We start from the raw sequence: 16,303 nt of genomic DNA, 5'->3' as shown, positions 1-16,303 counted from the left end.
TCCTATCCCGACTTCATTTCCCTGTAGGCCGCAAGGGCCCGCTCGCGAGCCTCCTTATGCCCGATCAGCTTGTCCGCATAGTCCGAAGGCGCACATCCCGCCTCATGCGGGTCGTGGATCGCCTTGTCGGGCACATCGCCGAGCTCGGGCACCCACTGGCGGATAAAGTCGCCAGCATCGAATTTCTCCGACTGCGACAGCGGCGCCATGATGCGCACGAACATGTTGCTGTCGACGCCCGAGCCCGAGATCCACTGCCAGTTGGTCCCGTTCGAGCCGTAGTCGGCGTCGACCAGCGTGTCCCAGAACCAGCGCTCGCCCTCGCGCCAGTCGATCAGCAGGTGTTTGACGAGGAAACTCGCGACGATCATGCGCACGCGGTTGTGGATCCATCCGATTGCCCACAATTGCCGCATTCCTGCATCGACGATCGGATAGCCGGTACGCCCTTCTTTCCACGCCTCGAAGTCATTGCGCGCGGTCGATGAGCGGAAATCGCGCCATTCGAAATCGTCGTAATCCCGATAGCTCTTCTCGGGATAATCGGGGAACTGGTGAATGACATTCTGCGAGAAATCGCGCCAGCCGAGCTCCGACAGGAACGTGCCGACCGACCCGCCAGCGTCCTTGACCCGGTCATAGACACGCGCCGGCGAGATTTCGCCCCAATGGAGGTGCGGGCTGAGCTTCGAGGTGCCCTCCACCGACGGACAGTTGCGTTGCCCCTCGTAGTGGGAGGCCGCATCCTCGAAGGCGCGCAGCCGCTTCAGCGCGCCTTCCTCGCCGGGCTCCCATTCCTCCTCCATCGCAGTCGCCCAGTTGGGATTTGACGGCAGCAGGCCCCAGTCGCCAAGCGCCTCGCTCTCCGGCCACCTGTCCGGCGCGTCGATGTTGCGCGGCCGCGGGCTCGGCTCGTCAGGCGGCATGCGCTCCTTCAAGGCGCGCCAGAAGGGCGTGAAAATCTTGTAGGGATCGCCCGACCCCGTCGTCACCGCCCCCGGCGGCTCGAGATAGTTTCCATCATGAAGGCACAATTCTACCTGGTCGGCGATACGGTCCTCGGCCTCCTTCCACCACGGTTCGTAATGTCGGATGGCATGGACGCGCGCCGCCCCCACCTCCTCGCACAGCTGCGGGATGACATGGTCGACCCGCCCGCGCTGGAGGACCATCCGAGAGCCTTTCTCCTCGAGGCTCCTCGCCAGCGCCTCGAGGCTGCGATGAAGCCACCAGCGCGAGGCGCCCCCCAGCTTGCGGTCTCCCGGCGTCTCGTCATCGAGCACGAAGACCGGCACGACCGGCCCTTCGTCTGCGGCTGCGGCGAGCGCCGCCTGGTCGGACAGGCGGAGGTCGCGACGAAACCACAGGATGACAGGTGCCTTGCTCATTCTGCGGCTCCGAGGTCGATGGTGAAACTGTCGGACACGCGGGGGTCGAGGAAACGCTGGTCGGCGAGCAGGACGCGCCCGTCGCGCTCGATCACCACCGGCATGCGCGACCAGAAGAGATAGGCTTCGACATCGCTACGCCCGCGCGCGGCTTCGAGCAGCGGATGATCGAGACCGACGAATTGCGGCCGCCCCGACAAGAGCACGCCCGTCGGCCAGCGATAGTCGCCAAAGCCGTAGAGCCCGCCGCCTCGCCAGATGATCTCGCGCCTCCAGAACTTGATCGGCACCGGCGCGGCCACCGCACTGCCGGGCTCGATCCGCCACTGCTTGCCGACAAGCTCGCGCCCCTGCCGTTCGGCCTGCCCCGTGATCCAGCCGTTTCCGGCGACATAGAGCGATACGAGGATGAACATCAGCCAGGCAGGGCGATGAAACAGCTGCCCGCCGCGCTTCTCGATAGAGCGCGACACCCAGACACCGAAAGCGAGGATCGCCCAGACCCACAGGTCGATGATGAAGAGCGTATCGCCATAGAACCAGCGCTCTGAAAAGGGCTCCAGCCAACGGATCCCGTAGACATTGAGCCAGTCGAGGGCGGGATGCGACAATGTCCCCGCCAGCGCGCAGACGAACAGCCAGAAGGGCTTCACCCGCTCCTTGCCCGGTCGCCAACGATCCCACGCCCATACCGCCAGCGTCAGCAGCAGGGGCAGCACGAGCATGGCGATCGGCCCGTGCGTGATCCCGCGCCTGATGGCGAGATGCTCGGGGCCCATCAGCACCGCCACCGCGTCGATATCTGGCAGGTTCGCCGCGATGATCAGCGTCGGCATGGCGCGCGGGGTCAGCCGCTTCAGCCCCATCTGGCCGAGCAGCGCGCCAGCGAGGCTGTGCGTGATATTGTCCATTGCCTAGCGCAACGGGGCTATTCGACGCGGGGTTCCTTCGTCACCTGCCACGTCTGGCCCTGGTTGAGCAGCGCCTGCAGGTCCGCGGTCTTCCCTTCGGCGACTGCTTTGTTCTGCTCGACGACCGCGCTTTCATAGGTCGGCGCAGGGTCCTCGTAGAGCACGCCGAGCGCGACGGGGAAGATATCGGCGGGCATCTCGGCGAGCAGCAGCGCCAGCGCACGATTGGCCGGATCGTGGACCAGCACCTCCTCGCTGTCGCCCGCGACCACCTTGAGCGTCTTGGTGTCGGCATCGAAGGCAATGCCCTTCTCGCCGCCCGCGAACAGCATCTTCTCGCCCTTCTCGAGCCACAGCTGCTTCTCACCTGCGACCTTGCGGTCGGTGAAGGGGGCGAAGACGTCATCGTTATAGACGATGCAATTCTGGTAGATCTCGACAAACGCGGCGCCCTTGTGCGCGTGCGCGGCCTTGAGGACGTCGGGCAGCTTCTTGTTCACGTCGATGCCGCGCGCCACGAAGCGCGCGCCGGCGCCGAGCGCGAAGCTGGCGGGCAGCGCGGGCCGGTCGACCGAGCCGAAAGGCGTCGAGGGGCTGCGCGTGCCGATCCGGCTGGTCGGCGAATATTGCCCCTTGGTGAGGCCATAGATTTCGTTGTTGAAGAGGAGCAGCTGGCAATCGAGGTTGCGACGCAACAGGTGCATCGTGTGATTGCCGCCGATGCTCAGCGCATCGCCGTCACCCGTGATGATCCACACATCGAGCTCGGGGTTGGCGAGCTTCACGCCCGTTGCCACCGCACAGGCGCGCCCGTGGATCGTGTGGAAGCCGTAGCTCGCCATATAATAGGGAAAGCGGCTGGAGCAGCCGATGCCCGAGACGAAGACGGTGTTGGCGGGGTCCGAGCCGAGTTCGGGCAGCGTGCGCTGCACGGCTTTCAGGATCGCATAGTCGCCACAACCCGGGCACCAGCGCACTTCCTGTTCGGACGCCCAGTCCTTGGCGGTGAGTTTGGTCTGTTCGTTCATCTTGATTTCCGTTCTTACCACCAGCCGTTCACGGCGCCCACGATATAACCCACCACAAGAAGCATGATGATGAGCGGCCAGGCGTTCATCGGCTTCATGTCCTCGGGCTGTGTCATGCCAGCGCCTCGGCAATCGCGGCCTCGATCTCGGCGATCATGAAAGGTTGGCCCGCGATCTTGTTCATCGGCCGCGCGTCGACGAGGAACTGGTCGCGCAGCATGGTCTTCAACTGCCCTGCATTCATCTCGGGCACGATGATCTTGTCATAGCCCTTGAGGAGCTCGCCGAGGTTCTTCGGGAAGGGCGCGATGTGGCGGATGTGGATATGGCTCACATCCATGCCCTTCTTGCGCGACCTGCGCACCGCTTGGTGGATCGGCCCGAAGGTCGAGCCCCAGCCGACGATCGCCAGCTTGCCCGACGTCTCGCCGAGGCAGACGTCCTGCTCGGGGATCGTCTCGGCGACATTGCGCACCTTGGCGAAACGCTCTTCGGTCATCTGCGCATGGTGCTCGGGCGCGTAAGAGATGTGCCCCGTCACCGGCGCCTTCTCGATCCCGCCGATGCGATGCTCGAGCCCCGGCGTTCCCGGCTTGATCCACGGACGCGCGCCCTTCTCGTCGCGCTCGTAGGGCTGCGCGCCTTCCTTGGCGAAGGAGACCGCGAACGACTCGTGTTCGCTCGCGTCCGGCACCTTCCACGGCTCGGCGGCATTGGCGATATAGCCGTCGGTCAGTAGCATCACGGGGGTCATGTACTGCACCGCGATCCGCACCGCCTCGATGGCGCATTCATAGGCATCGGCGGGCGAGCGCGCGGCGACCACGGGGATCGGCGCATCGCCGTTGCGGCCATAGACCGCCTGATAGAGGTCCGACTGCTCGGTCTTGGTCGGCAGGCCGGTCGAAGGACCGCCGCGCTGTGAATTGACGATGACCAGCGGCAGCTCGGTAATGACCGCAAGGCCGATCGCCTCGCCCTTCAATGCGATGCCGGGCCCCGACGAGGAGGTCACCCCGAGGCTACCCGCATAGCTCGCGCCGATGGCCGAACAGATGGCCGCGATCTCGTCTTCGGCCTGGAAGGTCGTGATCCCGAACTGCTTCAGGCGCGACAGGTGGTGCAGGATCGGCGAGGCCGGCGTAATCGGATAGGAGCCGAAAAACATCGACAGTCCGGCAAGCTGCGCGCCCGCGACGAGACCGACCGACAGGCTCTCGGCGCCCGTTACGGTGCGATAGAGCCCCGGCTCGGCGGGTGCCGGATCGACATGATGCTGGCGCACCTGCCCGCCGATCTCGGCGGTTTCGCCATAGACGTGGCCGGCGTTGAGCGCGGCGATATTCGCCTCGGCGATCTCGGGCTTCTTGGCGAACTTCTGCTTGAGCCAGTCGATCACCGGCTGGCGGTCGCGGTCGAACATCCACAGCGCAAGGCCGAGCGTCCACATGTTCTTGGAACGCAGCGCTTCCTTGTTCGAGAGGCCGAACTCCTTCACCGACTCCAGCGTGCGCGCCGAAATGTCGAAGGCCAGCACCTTGTATTTGGCCAGGCTGTCATTCTCGAGCGGGTTTTCCTCGTAACCTGCCTTGGCAAGGTTGCGCGCCGAAAACTCGCCCGTATCGGCGATGATCAGCCCGCCCTCCTTCAAGGCCGCGACATTTACCTTCAATGCCGCCGGGTTCATCGCGACCAGCACGTCGGGCGCATCGCCCGCCGTCTCGATCGCCGCCGAACCGAAGTTGATCTGGAAGGCCGAAACGCCGAAGGTCGTGCCCTGCGGGGCGCGGATTTCGGCGGGAAAATCGGGGAAGGTGGCAAGGTCGTTGCCCGCCAACGCGGTCGACAGCGTGAACTGCCCGCCAGTGAGCTGCATCCCGTCGCCGCTGTCGCCGGCGAAGCGCACGACGACGGCTTCCGCCTTGTCCGCTTCGGCTGCCTCGGCGGGGGTCAGTTCGTGGGTCGCTGATACCATTGTCACTCGTCCATCATTGCCTGTAGGGCAGCCCTTAAGGATACGGGCACCGCTTATCCAGTGTTTTGACGGGAGAGAATAGCATGAGCCACGACGACGACCGATACCGTTTCGGCGCGGGTGTCATGCTCCTCAACGGACACGGCCATGTCTGGATCGGTCGCCGCCTCGATAATGTCGACGAGGCGTGGCAGATGCCGCAGGGCGGCGTGGATCCGGGCGAGGACAGCTGGCAGGGCGCGCTGCGCGAGCTCGAGGAGGAGACCGGCGTATCCTCCGACCTCGTCCACCGTATCGAGGGCAGCCCCCGCCTCGAGCTGCGTTACGACCTGCCCGAAGGGCTGCGCGGCAAGCTGTGGGGCGGCCGCTGGATCGGCCAGCGCCAGCACTGGTATCTCATGCGCTTCACCGGCGAAGATGCCCATGTGAACATCGAGACCGAGCACCCCGAATTCTCGCATTGGCAGTGGGCCGAGCCACACCTTCTTCCCGACCTCATCGTGCCGTTCAAGCGCGACATGTACCGCGACATCCTCGCGGGATTTGCGGGTTGGATCGGCCCGCGCTAGGAGGCTCGCCATGGGGAGCATGTCGAAACAGGAACTGGCCATCGTCGAGGCCGCCCGCGCGGGCCATGACGAGGCGTTCGCGCAGACGAAAACGTGGGGCCGGATCAATTCGGGCAGCCGCAATCTCGAAGGCCTGGCCAAGGTCGCGGGCGAACTGGCTACCGCCTTCGCCGCCCTTCCCGGCGACATCGAGATGGTCGAGCCCGCCCCCGTCACCGCCGTCGACGCCTCCGGTAGGGAAATCGCCCTCGATCACGGCAAACACCTCCACCTGACGGTCCGCCCCGATGCTCCCGTCCAGCTGCTTTTTACCGGCCACATGGACACGGTCTTCCCCGTCGATCACCCCTTCCAGGAGCTGAAATGGCTCGAGGACGGCAAGATCCTCAACGGCCCCGGCATCACCGACATGAAGGGCGGCATCGCCGTCATGCTCGCCGCGCTGAAAGCGCTCGAGGCCAGCCCCCTCGCCGAGCGCTTCGGCTATGAGGTCGTCATCAATTCGGACGAGGAAATCGGGTCGCCCTCCTCGCAACCGCTTTTGCGGGCAGCCGCCGCGGGCAAGCGCGCCGCTTTCACCTACGAACCTTCCGCGCTGCCCGATGGCACGCTCGCAGGCGCCCGCGCCGGTTCGGGCAACTATTCCATCACCCTCCACGGCAAGTCGGCCCACGCCGGCCGCAACCCGCGCGACGGCCGCAACGCGCTCGTCGCCGCCGCCGACCTCGCGCTGCGCCTCAAGGCCGAGATGGACGACACGCTGACGGTAAACCCCGCCAAGATCGACGGCGGCGGTCCCAACAATGTCGTTCCGGACCTCGCCATCCTGCGCGTCAACTTCCGCTGCACGACCCTCGAGGACCAGGCCCGCGCCGAGCAACTCGTCGCCCGCCATGTCGAGGCGATCGCGCAGGCCCATGAGGTCACTTTCCACGTCCACGGCGGCTTCGGTCGCCCGCCCAAGCCGATGACCCCGCCGATGGAAGAACTGTTCGGCCTCGTCAAAAAGGCCGGCGCCGACCTCGACCTCGAGATCGGATGGAAGGCCACCGGCGGCGTGTGCGACGGCAACAATATCGCTGCCACCGGCGTGCCCGTGGTAGACACGATGGGCGTGCGCGGCGGCGCCATCCACAGCCCCGACGAATTCCTCATTGTCGAGAGTATCGGCGAACGCGCCGCGCTCTCGGCCCTTTCGATTGCGAGACTGATAACCTCATGACCTACGTCCTGCGTGCTGCCAGCGTCGACGATCTCGACGCGCTCTACGACCTGTCGAAACTGACCGGCGGGGGCTTCACCAACCTACCCGCCGATCGCGACACGCTGGGCTCGCGCCTCGAGCGCTCCGACGCCAGCTTCGAGCGCGAGGGCGAGAGCCCGTCCGATGACCTATACATCTTCATGCTCGAGGAAGTCGGCACCGGCGCCATCCGCGGCACCTGCCAGGTCTTCGGCAAGGTCGGCACCGAGCAGCCCTTCTACAGCTACCGCCTGTCGACCATCACGCAGAAATCGACCGAGCTGGATCGCATCTTCCGCAACCAGCTCCTGTCGCTCTGCACCGATCTCGAAGGCGCCAGCGAAGTCGGCGGACTGTTTCTCCACCCCGCGGCACGCGCCGGCGGCCTCGGCCTCCTCCTCGCCCGCTCGCGCTACCTCTTCATCAAGCAGCACCGCCCCCGCTTCGGCGACAAGATCCTCGCCGAGCTTCGCGGCGTGATCGACGAAGGCGGTCACTCGCACTTCTGGGACGCGATCGGCGGTCGTTTCTTCGGCATGTCCTTCCCAGAGGCCGACGGCTTCAACGCCATCCACGGCACCCAGTTCATCGCCGACCTCTTTCCCAAGACGCCGATCTACGTGAACCTCCTCCCCGAGCCCGCGCGGGCCGTCATCGGCCAGCCCCACCCCTCGGGCCGCGCCGCGATGCGCATGCTCGAGAAGGAAGGCCTCACCTTCGAACATTATGTCGACATTTTCGACGGCGGCCCCACCATGGTCGGCCAGACCGACAACGTCACGTCGATCCGCGAGAGCGACTGGTATGTCGTAGGCAATCCGCTCGAGGATCATGGCGAGCAGATGCTGGTCGCCTGCGGCCGCCTCAAGTCGTTCCGCTGCTGCCATGCACGCGGCGCCTTCGAAGGCGAGGAACTGCGCCTCGATACCGACGCGATGGCCGCCCTCGATGTCGAACCGGGAGACCGCGTACTTGCGGTAAGCCGCCGATGACCATGCGCGAGATCAACTTCGACGGCCTCATCGGCCCTAGCCACAATTATGCGGGCCTGAGCCTCGGCAATCTCGCTTCGACGAAAAATGCGGGCCATGTGTCGCGCCCCCGCGAAGCCGCGCTCCAGGGCATCGAGAAGATGCGCGCCAATCTCGAGCTTGGCCTAGTCCAGGGCGTCTTCATGCCGCTGCCCCGTCCCAATGGCGGCTGGCTCGCCGACCTCGGCGCCGACTTCATGACGACGACACACGCACTTGCCGCCAACGCCATGTCGGCTTCGTCCATGTGGGCCGCCAATGCCGCGACGGTCAGCCCCGCGCCCGACACCGAAGACGGCCGCTGTCACCTCACGGTCGCCAACCTCAAGACCATGCCGCACCGGAGCCACGAATGGCCCGATACGCTCGCGCAGCTGCGGCTTGCCTTCGCGCATGACGCTTTCGCGGTACACGATCCCGTGCCGCCCGCCTTCGGTGACGAGGGCGCGGCCAATTTCATGCGCCTCGCCGACAGCCATGCCGACACGGGCCTTGAGATCTTCGTCTACGGCGTCTCGGGCGGCCCCTACCCCGCGCGCCAGCATATCGAGGCGAGCCGTGCAATCGCCCGCCTTCACAAGCTGGACCCCGAGCGCACGCTGTTCGTCCAGCAGTCCGAGAAAGCCATCGCCGCCGGTGCCTTCCACAATGACGTCGTCGCGGTCGCCAACGAGCGCACCCTCTTCGCTCACGAGAAGGCATTCGCCGACAAGGACGATACGCTGTCGCGCATCCGCGACCGCTTCGCGGGTCTCGAATATGTCGAGGTCGCCGACGCCGACGTGCCGCTCGCCGACGCGATCAGCTCCTATCTCTTCAATGCCCAGCTCCTGACGCTGCCCACGGGCGAGCAGACACTGGTCGTCCCCACCGAATGCCGCGACACGCCAAGCGTGTGGAAGTGGCTCCAGGCGCACCTCGCCTCCAACGGCCCGATCCGCCGCGTCGAGGTGGTCGATGTGCGCCAGTCGATGGCCAATGGCGGCGGTCCCGCCTGCCTGCGCCTGCGCGTCGCCTGCGATCCCGACACCGTGGACCCGCGCTTCCTCGTCGATCACGACAAGCTCGATGCGATGGCCAAGGTCGTAGCCACGCGCTGGCCCGAGACCATCGACGGGCGCGAACTGCAGAGCGAGACGCTCGTCAACACCGTGCGCCAGGCGCGCGCGGCCATGCTCGACCTACTCGACCTGTCGCGCGACCTGTCGGATTAACTGACAGGAAAGCATAAGGGTTAAGAACTTTTTGGCGGAACGGCTGGGTTGGCACGGCGTTTGCTTAACCTATGCCCATGCTGAAGAAGCTCGCCCGCCTGTTCACCATCAAGACCCGCTTCGAGGCGGCGCTGATCACCTATGCGATCGCACTTGGCGCCGTGATGCGGGGACAGGCCTACGCGCAGCAGTTCCCGGGCGCGCTCGGTACCTTCCTCTTCCTCGCCTGCCTCGGCGTTGTCTTCCTTGCGGGAGCCAAGCTGTTCGATGCGGTCCGCCCCGCCCCTCCCGCGATCCGGCAGGGCCCGTGGCGCTCGCCCGCGCGCCTGCACCGCAGCCCCGCGCTGCGCCGCCGCCATCGCCGCCGCGCGACCGATCGCCGCGCCCGAGTCGCAGCGCCGATTGCCGCCAACCGGCACTGATTCGCCATCGAAACGAACTCCGGTCGCGTGAGTTTTTTACGCAAATGGAGAACAAATGCAGAAGAACCGCCTGATTTCTTGATCTAAATCAGGCGCCACGGCGCCGCGCCTTGCAATTCACCTCCGCTTTACCATTCTGTCGCACCATCTCCCGGGCCAATCACCAAGGGGAGATACGGGGACATGGCGGGGGACGATATGCTGCAGACCGAATCAAATCTTCGTTTTTACCAGCGCCGCGCCGCACAGGAGCGGCTCATGGCCGCCCGTGCGGTGACCAATGCGGCGCGCGAGCGACACGAGATGCTCGCTGCACGCTTCAACGACCGTGTCGAACAGATGCAGGCCCATTTCGCCTGACCTCTTGACCATCGACCGGACAAGAAAAAGGCCGCTCTCCCGATGGGGAAAGCGGCCTTCTCTATAAGTGGCGCGCCCGGAAGGATTCGAACCTCCGACCACCTGATTCGTAGTCAGGTACTCTATCCAGCTGAGCTACGGGCGCTTGGGTTGAGGGGGGCAATAGAGAGGGAGACCGACCCTTTCAACACCTTTTTTGCCCTTTTCGAGAAAAAGCGGAAAAGATTGCCTCGCTTGGTTGCGCTAGCTAGTCCGACGTCATGCGCATCGCCCTTTTCGCTCTCTTTTTGCTGACGGCCTGCCGTGCCGACGGCGACATTCCCGCCCTCGACCCGCGTCCTGCAGAAGCGATCGACCCGCGCCTCCCCGTGGGCTCGCCCGATCCCGCCCCCGGCACGCTGACCGTTGCCGGAGAGATCGCGATGCTCGCCGCCCGGCTCGAAGAAGGCCGCGCTGCCTTCGATGCGCAATATCCGATCGCTGCTGCCGCCGTCTCGACCGCGGGTGCCGAGGGCAGCGAGAGCTGGGTTGCCGCGCAGGAGGAAATGGGCCTGCTCGTGCGCGCACGCGAACAGGTCGCGCGCGTCATCGGTGACGCCGCCGAACTCTCCACCGGACAGATCGCCGAGGACGATTGGGCTAGCCCGCGTGACCGCGATGCCGTGAACTCCCTGTTGGCGCGAGCCATCGCGCTCGACAGCGAACAGGGCGCGCGCATCACCGGGCTCGAGGCCCGCCTCGACTAGAATTCAGCGCGCCTCTCGCGCCATTCTTCGGCAGTGATGAGCCACTGCCGCGCCGGGCCGTATTGATCGCTATATTTGCCGTCGTGATAGGCAAGGTCCGGATCTTCGGTCATGCCGAGCCGCTCCATCAGTCGCCAGCTCGGCTCGTTGCCGGTCATGGTCAGCGCCGTGACCACCTCATAGCCGAAATGATCGAAGGCGAGGTTTAGCGAGGCAATCGCTGCCTCCTTTGCATAGCCCTTGCCCCACGCGCTCTCGCGAAGTCGCCAGCCCACTTCGGGCATCCCCTGGTTGGGCGCGCCCTCGTAATTCACGCGTTTCAGCCCGCAAAAGCCGAGCAGTTCGCCATCCTCCTTGCGCTCGACAAGCCAGAAGCAATGACCATAGTCGCGGACATAGCCCTGCAGGCGGCGGAAGCCCGCCTCCCAATCCTCATAGGGCTGCGGACCGCCCAGCCAACGCATGACCGCGGGCGTGTTCATTACATCGTAAAAGGCACGGCAATCCTCTTCCTCCCAGTCGCGAAGGATGAGCCGTTCTGTCTCGTGTCGGAATGCCATCAGCGTCGTCCTGCCAGCAGGTAAAGAAGCGCCCCTGCCACCGCGAAGCCCGCCAGCGTCTGCCACATCAGTGCGTTGGTCTGGAAAATCGCCCAGAGGCTGAGCGCCAGCGCGACCGGCGCTGCCAGGACGATGACCGGATTGAGCGCGGCCAGGCCCTCGCCCCGCCGCAATCTCGGCAGCGCGAGGATCGAGCCGATATAGGCTAGCAGCCGCGCCAGCGTCGAGATCGCCGCCAGCCCCGCGAAGCTGCCGGTCAGCGCGAAGGCCGCCGAGCCCAGCCCGAAGAAGGCGATCGAATTGGCGGGCGTGCCCCAGCGCGACACCCGCCCGAACCAGCCGGGCAGCAGGCCGTCATCGGCCATCGCCGGCGTCATCCGGCTGGCCGAGGTGTGCCCCGCCGTCATGTTGGCCAGCACGCTCATCACGACCGTCGCGGCAATAAGCAGCGCGCCGACATCGCCCCAATGCAGCCGCGCCAGCTCGACCACCGGTGCCTCGGGCCCCGTCCCCGCGATCGGCGAGGCGCTATAGGCCCATTGCAGCGCGAAGTAGATCAGCGTCACCACCGGCAGGCCGACGAGCAGCGCCCGCGGCATCGCGCGGCGCGGCTCCTTCGTCTCGCCCGCCGGGATCGTGGCGTTCTCGAAGCCGACGAAGGCATAGAGGGTCGCCAGCGCAATCCCTTCGACCGCGCCGATCTCGGGCAGGCTCACCTCGCCCGGCGCCGCACCGGCCACAAGCGCAACCAGCGTCAGCAGGATGAGCGGCGCCAGCTTGAGCAGCGTCATCGCGCCGAGCACTGCGACCACGCGCCGAATGCCGACGATGTTGATAACAGTGAGCCCGCCGAGCACTGCCAGCACCGCCACCGCCCGCGGCACCCCCTCGCCCAGCACTGGCCAGATGGCGGCGGCATAAGCGATCAGCACCGCGCTGTTGGCGGCCTGGCTGAGCATGCGCGCGGCATAGAAGGTCCAGCCGACCTCGAAGCCGATGAAGCGCCCGAAAGCATCGGTGACGAAGCGCTGCGGCCCACCCGACCGGTCGGTCAGCTTAGTCAGTTCCGCAAAGCACAGGACGATGCTCATCACGAGCAGTCCGCCGATCAGCAGCAGCCATGGAGCGAAGGCGCCAACTGCCTCGTGCAGAAGCTCGGGCAGGCCAAAGATGCCCGCGCCGATCAGTCCGTTGACGACGATGAAGAGGACGCCGAACGTCCCCATGTCGCGCTTATACTTGTCCCCCGTCATATTCAGAGCTTACGCGCGACCTCGAGCGCGTGATAGCTCAAAATGCCGGTACAGCCCGCGCGCTTGAAGGCGGTCAGCGCTTCCATCAGCATCGCCTCGCGATTTCCCGCGCCGGCGGCGGCGGCTTCCTCGATCATCGCATATTCGCCGCTCGTCATATAGGCGAACAGCGGGGCATCATATTGGTCGGCGATCCGCGCGATCACGTCGAGGTAGAGCATGCCGGGCTTCACCATGACGAAGTCCGCGCCCTCGCCGAGGTCGAGGTCGATCTCGTCGAGCGCCTCGCGACCGTTCGCCGGATCCATCTGGTAGCCGCGCTTGTCGCCCTTCAGCCGACCGCCCGAGCCGACCGCCTCACGGAACGGGCCGTAGAGTGCGCTCGCATATTTGGCGGCATAGGCCATGATTGCCGTGTCGTGGTGCCCTGCATCCTCGAGCGCCTCGCGGATCGCACCCACGCGCCCGTCCATCATGTCCGAAGGCGCGACGATGTCCGCTCCCGCGTCCGCCTGCACCAGCGCCTGACGGGCGAGGATCTCGACCGTGGCGTCGTTCAACACGCGGCCCTCGCCGTCGATGAGCCCGTCATGCCCGTGGCTCGTATAAGGGTCGAGCGCGACGTCGGTCATGATCCCGATCTCCACGCCCGCCTCGCGGATCGCCCGCGTCGCACGACAGATCAGGTTATCGGGATTGAGCGCCTCGTCCGCCGTCTCGCTGCGCAGCTTGTCGGCGGTATTCGGGAAGAGCGCGATGGCGGGAATGCCCGCATCCGCCGCTTCCTTGGCCCGTTCGACCAGCAGGTCGATCGACCAGCGCGCCACACCGCGAAGGCTGCCGATCGGTTGCTCCTCGCCCTGTCCCTCACAGACGAACAGCGGCCAGATGAAGTCCGAGGGGTGCAACCGATGTTCGCGCAGCATCTCGCGCATCCACGGGGCTTGCCGCCGACGGCGCATCCGGGTTGCGGGATAGCTCACCCCAACCGCTCCAACGCGGCGCGCAGGCGGCTCGCTTCCTCGGCACGTGCGGCATGATCCTCGCGCGCCTTGGCCACGGCCTCGGGCTTGGCCCGCTCGACGAAATTCGGATTATTGAGACGCCCCTCGAGGCTCTTCACTTCCTTCTCCGCCGCTTCGGCCGCCTTGGCGAGACGTGCCCGCTCGGCGTCCAAGTCGATCGCATCGGCGAGCGGCACGGCATAGCTATGCCCCGCCACCACGATCTGTGCCGACCCTTCGGGCGCGGTCTTCATCTCGGCGCCCCATTCGGCCTTGCCCATCCGGTCGAGCGCGTCGCCCGCCTCGGTCGCCCCGCCATCGAGCGGGTGCAGCGTCAGCCGCGAGGACCAGGGAATATTGAGCTCGGCACGCAGCGCGCGAACCTCGGTGATCAGCGCCACCGTCCAGTCGATCGAGCGCTTCGCCTCGGCATCCACCCCGGCCTCAGGCTGCGGCCACTTGGCGAGGATGAGGTCGTAGGGACGGGGGTGGGCGGGATCAGCCATGCTATGCCAGAGTTCTTCGGTGATGAAGGGCATGAACGGGTGCAGCATCACGAGGATCTGGTCGAAGGCCCAGCCCGCGACCGCCTTCGTCTCCTCGTCCATCTCGCCCTTGATGAGCTCGACATACCAGTCGCAGAAGGTGCCCCAGGCGAAGTGATAGATGGCATCTGCCATGCCATCGAAGCGCAGTTCGTCGAACGCCTTTTCGAGCTTGGCGAGCGTGCCGACGACCTCACCGATGATCCAGCGGTTGACCGGCTTGGTCGCGGCGGGCGCGGCGATGCTGTCCGAGGCGCCAATGCCATTGCCCTGCAGGAAGCGCGCGGCATTCCACAGCTTGGTCGCGAAGTTGCGATAGCCCTCGACGCGCTTCTCATCCAATTTGATGTCGCGCCCCTGGCTTTCCATCGCGGTCAGGGTGAAGCGCAGCGCGTCGGCGCCATATTTGTCGACGATGGTCAGCGGGTCGACGACATTGCCCTTCGACTTGGACATCTTGGCGCCCTGCTTGTCGCGCACCAGCCCATGAAGATAGAGCCGCTTCCACGGCTTTTCGCCCATGAACTCGAAGCCCTGCATCGCCATGCGGGCATCCCAGAAGAAGATGATGTCGAAGCCGGAGATGAGCACGTCGTTCGGATAGTGCCGCTTGAGCGTCTCCGTATCCTCGGGCCAGCCGAGCGTCGCGAACGGCCACAGCGCGGAGGAGAACCACGTGTCGAGCACGTCCTCGTCCTGCCGCAGCTGGACGCCCTCGCCCGCCTCGGCCTGCGCTTCTTCCTCGGTCAGCGCGACATAGGCATTGCCCGCATCGTCATACCAGGCGGGGATCCGGTGCCCCCACCACAGCTGGCGCGACACGCACCACGGCTGGATATTCTCGAGCCAGTTGTACCAGGTTTTCTTCCACGTCTCCGGCACGACGTCGATGTCACCGCTCTTCACCGCTTCCAACGCCGGTTTCGACAGCGTCTCGGCATCGACATACCACTGGTCGGTCAGCCACGGCTCGATGATCACCCCCGAGCGGTCGCCATAGGGAGCCTGGATGGTGCGATCCTCGACGCGGATGAGCGCGCCTTCGGCCTCGAGCATCTCGACGACCCGCTTGCGCGCATCGAAGCGGTCGAGACCCACGAGCGTTTCGGGCACCAGCCCGTCGGCCGTCTGGCACACCGCCGCCTTGCTCGTCAGCATGTTGAGCATGTCGGCAGGCGCGATGCCCGCGCGCTTGCCCACCTCGAAATCGTTGAAGTCGTGACCCGGGGTGATCTTCACCGCGCCCGACCCGAGCTCCGGATCGGCATGCTCGTCGGTGACGATGGGGATCTCGCGGCCGGTGATCGGCAGCTTGACCATCTTGCCGACCATGTCCTCGTAGCGCGCATCCTCGGGATGCACCGCCACCGCCATGTCGGCGAGCATCGTCTCGGGACGCGTCGTCGCGACCTCGATCGAGCCCGACCCGTCGGCGAGCGGATAGCTGAGGTGCCAGAAGTGGCCTGCCTGTTCCTTCTGCTCGACCTCGAGGTCCGAGATCGCCGTCTCGAACTTGGGATCCCAGTTCACCAGCCGCTTGTCGCGATAAAGGAGCTTTCGCTTGAACAGCTCGACGAAGACATGCGTCACCGCCTTCGAGAAGCCCTCGTCCATGGTAAAACGCTCGTTCGACCAGTCGCAGCTCGCGCCGAGGCGGCGAAGCTGTTTCGTGATCTGGCCGCCGCTTTCTTCCTTCCACTGCCAGACGCGCTCGAGGAAAGCCTCGCGCCCCATGTCGGTGCGCTTCTTGCCCTCGCCGTCGAGCTGGCGTTCGACCACCATCTGCGTGGCGATGCCCGCATGGTCCATGCCGACCACCCACAGTGCGTCCTTGCCCTCCATGCGCGCCTTGCGCACGAGGATGTCCTGCAACGTGTCATCGAGCGCATGGCCGATGTGCAGCACGCCCGTCACGTTGGGTGGCGGGATCACGATCGTAAAGGGTTCGGCCTCGGGCCGCTCGGGACGGAACAGGCCGCCCTCTTCCCAATGCTGGTACCACTTGGCCTCGATGGCGGCCGGTTCGAAGGTCTTGGCGAGCTCGGTCATGGGGA

The 16,303-nt window shown here is 65.8% G+C and carries 15 protein-coding genes and 1 tRNA gene; 7 read left to right on the top strand and 9 right to left on the bottom strand.

Annotation, left to right across the window (positions count from 1 at the left end; genetic code table 11):
• Positions 1 to 2: 2 nt before the first annotated feature.
• The 4 genes from NUW81_RS10775 to NUW81_RS10760 form a co-directional block, all read right to left on the bottom strand.
• Positions 3 to 1,388 carry a cryptochrome/photolyase family protein gene (locus NUW81_RS10775; protein ID WP_245113149.1) on the bottom strand — a complete coding sequence of 462 codons (1,386 nt, stop codon included), beginning with the start codon at positions 1,386 to 1,388 and terminating at the stop codon, positions 3 to 5.
• Entirely contained in the window at positions 1,385 to 2,299 is a 915-nt protein-coding gene (locus tag NUW81_RS10770) for a metal-dependent hydrolase (RefSeq protein WP_245113145.1), read from the bottom strand. Before NUW81_RS10770 ends, NUW81_RS10775 begins: the two co-directional genes overlap by 4 nt.
• Before the next feature lie 17 nt (positions 2,300 to 2,316).
• A complete protein-coding gene (locus NUW81_RS10765) occupies positions 2,317 to 3,327 on the bottom strand; it encodes a 2-oxoacid:ferredoxin oxidoreductase subunit beta (protein WP_245113142.1) in 1,011 nt (336 codons plus the stop codon).
• A 112-nt stretch (positions 3,328 to 3,439) separates the two neighbouring features.
• Positions 3,440 to 5,302: a 2-oxoacid:acceptor oxidoreductase subunit alpha gene (locus NUW81_RS10760; RefSeq protein WP_245113140.1), complete on the bottom strand. Its 1,863-nt coding sequence runs from the start codon at positions 5,300 to 5,302 to the stop codon at positions 3,440 to 3,442.
• A gap of 83 nt (positions 5,303 to 5,385) precedes the next feature.
• Between NUW81_RS10760 and NUW81_RS10755 the strand changes: the two genes are divergently transcribed.
• The 6 genes from NUW81_RS10755 (at position 5,386) to NUW81_RS10730 (ending at position 10,141) form a co-directional block, all read left to right on the top strand.
• Positions 5,386 to 5,871 carry an RNA pyrophosphohydrolase gene (locus NUW81_RS10755; RefSeq protein ID WP_245113137.1) on the top strand — a complete coding sequence of 162 codons (486 nt, stop codon included), beginning with the start codon at positions 5,386 to 5,388 and terminating at the stop codon, positions 5,869 to 5,871.
• A gap of 19 nt (positions 5,872 to 5,890) precedes the next feature.
• The gene (locus NUW81_RS10750) at positions 5,891 to 7,093 is read left to right on the top strand and encodes a hydrolase (protein WP_245113788.1); all 1,203 of its coding nucleotides are present in this window, start codon (positions 5,891 to 5,893) and stop codon (positions 7,091 to 7,093) included.
• Complete coding sequence (astA, locus tag NUW81_RS10745; RefSeq protein ID WP_245113135.1) at positions 7,090 to 8,106, top strand: arginine N-succinyltransferase; 1,017 nt, start codon at positions 7,090 to 7,092, stop codon at positions 8,104 to 8,106. The genes NUW81_RS10750 and astA overlap by 4 nt, the downstream gene beginning before the upstream one ends.
• The gene (locus NUW81_RS10740) at positions 8,103 to 9,359 is read left to right on the top strand and encodes an N-succinylarginine dihydrolase (protein WP_245113133.1); all 1,257 of its coding nucleotides are present in this window, start codon (positions 8,103 to 8,105) and stop codon (positions 9,357 to 9,359) included. The genes astA and NUW81_RS10740 overlap by 4 nt, the downstream gene beginning before the upstream one ends.
• A gap of 77 nt (positions 9,360 to 9,436) precedes the next feature.
• Entirely contained in the window at positions 9,437 to 9,781 is a 345-nt protein-coding gene (locus NUW81_RS12040) for a hypothetical protein (RefSeq protein WP_312025032.1), read from the top strand.
• A 183-nt stretch (positions 9,782 to 9,964) separates the two neighbouring features.
• Positions 9,965 to 10,141 carry a hypothetical protein gene (locus NUW81_RS10730; RefSeq protein ID WP_245113129.1) on the top strand — a complete coding sequence of 59 codons (177 nt, stop codon included), beginning with the start codon at positions 9,965 to 9,967 and terminating at the stop codon, positions 10,139 to 10,141.
• 68 nt (positions 10,142 to 10,209) lie between these two features.
• Here NUW81_RS10730 and NUW81_RS10725 read toward each other — a convergent pair.
• A tRNA-Arg gene (locus NUW81_RS10725) sits at positions 10,210 to 10,286 on the bottom strand.
• 115 nt (positions 10,287 to 10,401) lie between these two features.
• Between NUW81_RS10725 and NUW81_RS10720 the strand changes: the two genes are divergently transcribed.
• Positions 10,402 to 10,887, top strand: coding sequence for a hypothetical protein (locus NUW81_RS10720; protein ID WP_245113127.1), 486 nt, complete (start codon positions 10,402 to 10,404; stop codon positions 10,885 to 10,887).
• Here NUW81_RS10720 and NUW81_RS10715 read toward each other — a convergent pair.
• The 4 genes from NUW81_RS10715 to NUW81_RS10700 are packed head-to-tail and all read right to left on the bottom strand — an operon-like array spanning position 10,884 to position 16,298.
• Positions 10,884 to 11,447: a GNAT family N-acetyltransferase gene (locus NUW81_RS10715; protein WP_245113126.1), complete on the bottom strand. Its 564-nt coding sequence runs from the start codon at positions 11,445 to 11,447 to the stop codon at positions 10,884 to 10,886. The two genes, NUW81_RS10720 and NUW81_RS10715, sit on opposite strands and share 4 nt — an antisense overlap.
• The gene (locus tag NUW81_RS10710; RefSeq protein WP_245113125.1) at positions 11,447 to 12,700 is read right to left on the bottom strand and encodes an APC family permease; all 1,254 of its coding nucleotides are present in this window, start codon (positions 12,698 to 12,700) and stop codon (positions 11,447 to 11,449) included. The genes NUW81_RS10715 and NUW81_RS10710 overlap by 1 nt, the downstream gene beginning before the upstream one ends.
• A gap of 2 nt (positions 12,701 to 12,702) precedes the next feature.
• Positions 12,703 to 13,662, bottom strand: coding sequence for a porphobilinogen synthase (gene hemB, locus NUW81_RS10705; RefSeq protein WP_245113787.1), 960 nt, complete (start codon positions 13,660 to 13,662; stop codon positions 12,703 to 12,705).
• A 17-nt stretch (positions 13,663 to 13,679) separates the two neighbouring features.
• On the bottom strand, positions 13,680 to 16,298 hold the full coding sequence (locus NUW81_RS10700; protein ID WP_245113124.1) for a valine--tRNA ligase: 2,619 nt from the start codon (positions 16,296 to 16,298) through the stop codon (positions 13,680 to 13,682).
• Positions 16,299 to 16,303: the final 5 nt, after the last annotated feature.

The sequence above is a fragment of the Sphingomicrobium aestuariivivum genome (assembly GCF_024721585.1).
Lineage (GTDB): Bacteria > Pseudomonadota > Alphaproteobacteria > Sphingomonadales > Sphingomonadaceae > Sphingomicrobium > Sphingomicrobium aestuariivivum.
The sequence above is the reverse complement of the archived record's forward strand: the minus strand, read 5'-3'. Positions and strand labels throughout refer to the sequence as shown.

Coding starts and splice junctions, on each gene's coding strand:
- NUW81_RS10700 (WP_245113124.1), bottom strand. CDS start 16,298: ATGACCGAGCTCGCCAAGACCTTCGAACCGGCCGCCATCGAGGCCAAG.
- NUW81_RS10770 (WP_245113145.1), bottom strand. CDS start 2,299: ATGGACAATATCACGCACAGCCTCGCTGGCGCGCTGCTCGGCCAGATG.
- NUW81_RS10755 (WP_245113137.1), top strand. CDS start 5,386: ATGAGCCACGACGACGACCGATACCGTTTCGGCGCGGGTGTCATGCTC.
- NUW81_RS10720 (WP_245113127.1), top strand. CDS start 10,402: ATGCGCATCGCCCTTTTCGCTCTCTTTTTGCTGACGGCCTGCCGTGCC.
- NUW81_RS10750 (WP_245113788.1), top strand. CDS start 5,891: ATGTCGAAACAGGAACTGGCCATCGTCGAGGCCGCCCGCGCGGGCCAT.
- NUW81_RS10765 (WP_245113142.1), bottom strand. CDS start 3,327: ATGAACGAACAGACCAAACTCACCGCCAAGGACTGGGCGTCCGAACAG.
- hemB (WP_245113787.1), bottom strand. CDS start 13,662: ATGCGCCGTCGGCGGCAAGCCCCGTGGATGCGCGAGATGCTGCGCGAA.
- NUW81_RS10710 (WP_245113125.1), bottom strand. CDS start 12,700: ATGACGGGGGACAAGTATAAGCGCGACATGGGGACGTTCGGCGTCCTC.
- NUW81_RS10715 (WP_245113126.1), bottom strand. CDS start 11,447: ATGGCATTCCGACACGAGACAGAACGGCTCATCCTTCGCGACTGGGAG.
- NUW81_RS10760 (WP_245113140.1), bottom strand. CDS start 5,302: ATGGTATCAGCGACCCACGAACTGACCCCCGCCGAGGCAGCCGAAGCG.
- astA (WP_245113135.1), top strand. CDS start 7,090: ATGACCTACGTCCTGCGTGCTGCCAGCGTCGACGATCTCGACGCGCTC.
- NUW81_RS10730 (WP_245113129.1), top strand. CDS start 9,965: ATGGCGGGGGACGATATGCTGCAGACCGAATCAAATCTTCGTTTTTAC.
- NUW81_RS10775 (WP_245113149.1), bottom strand. CDS start 1,388: ATGAGCAAGGCACCTGTCATCCTGTGGTTTCGTCGCGACCTCCGCCTG.
- NUW81_RS10740 (WP_245113133.1), top strand. CDS start 8,103: ATGACCATGCGCGAGATCAACTTCGACGGCCTCATCGGCCCTAGCCAC.
- NUW81_RS12040 (WP_312025032.1), top strand. CDS start 9,437: ATGCTGAAGAAGCTCGCCCGCCTGTTCACCATCAAGACCCGCTTCGAG.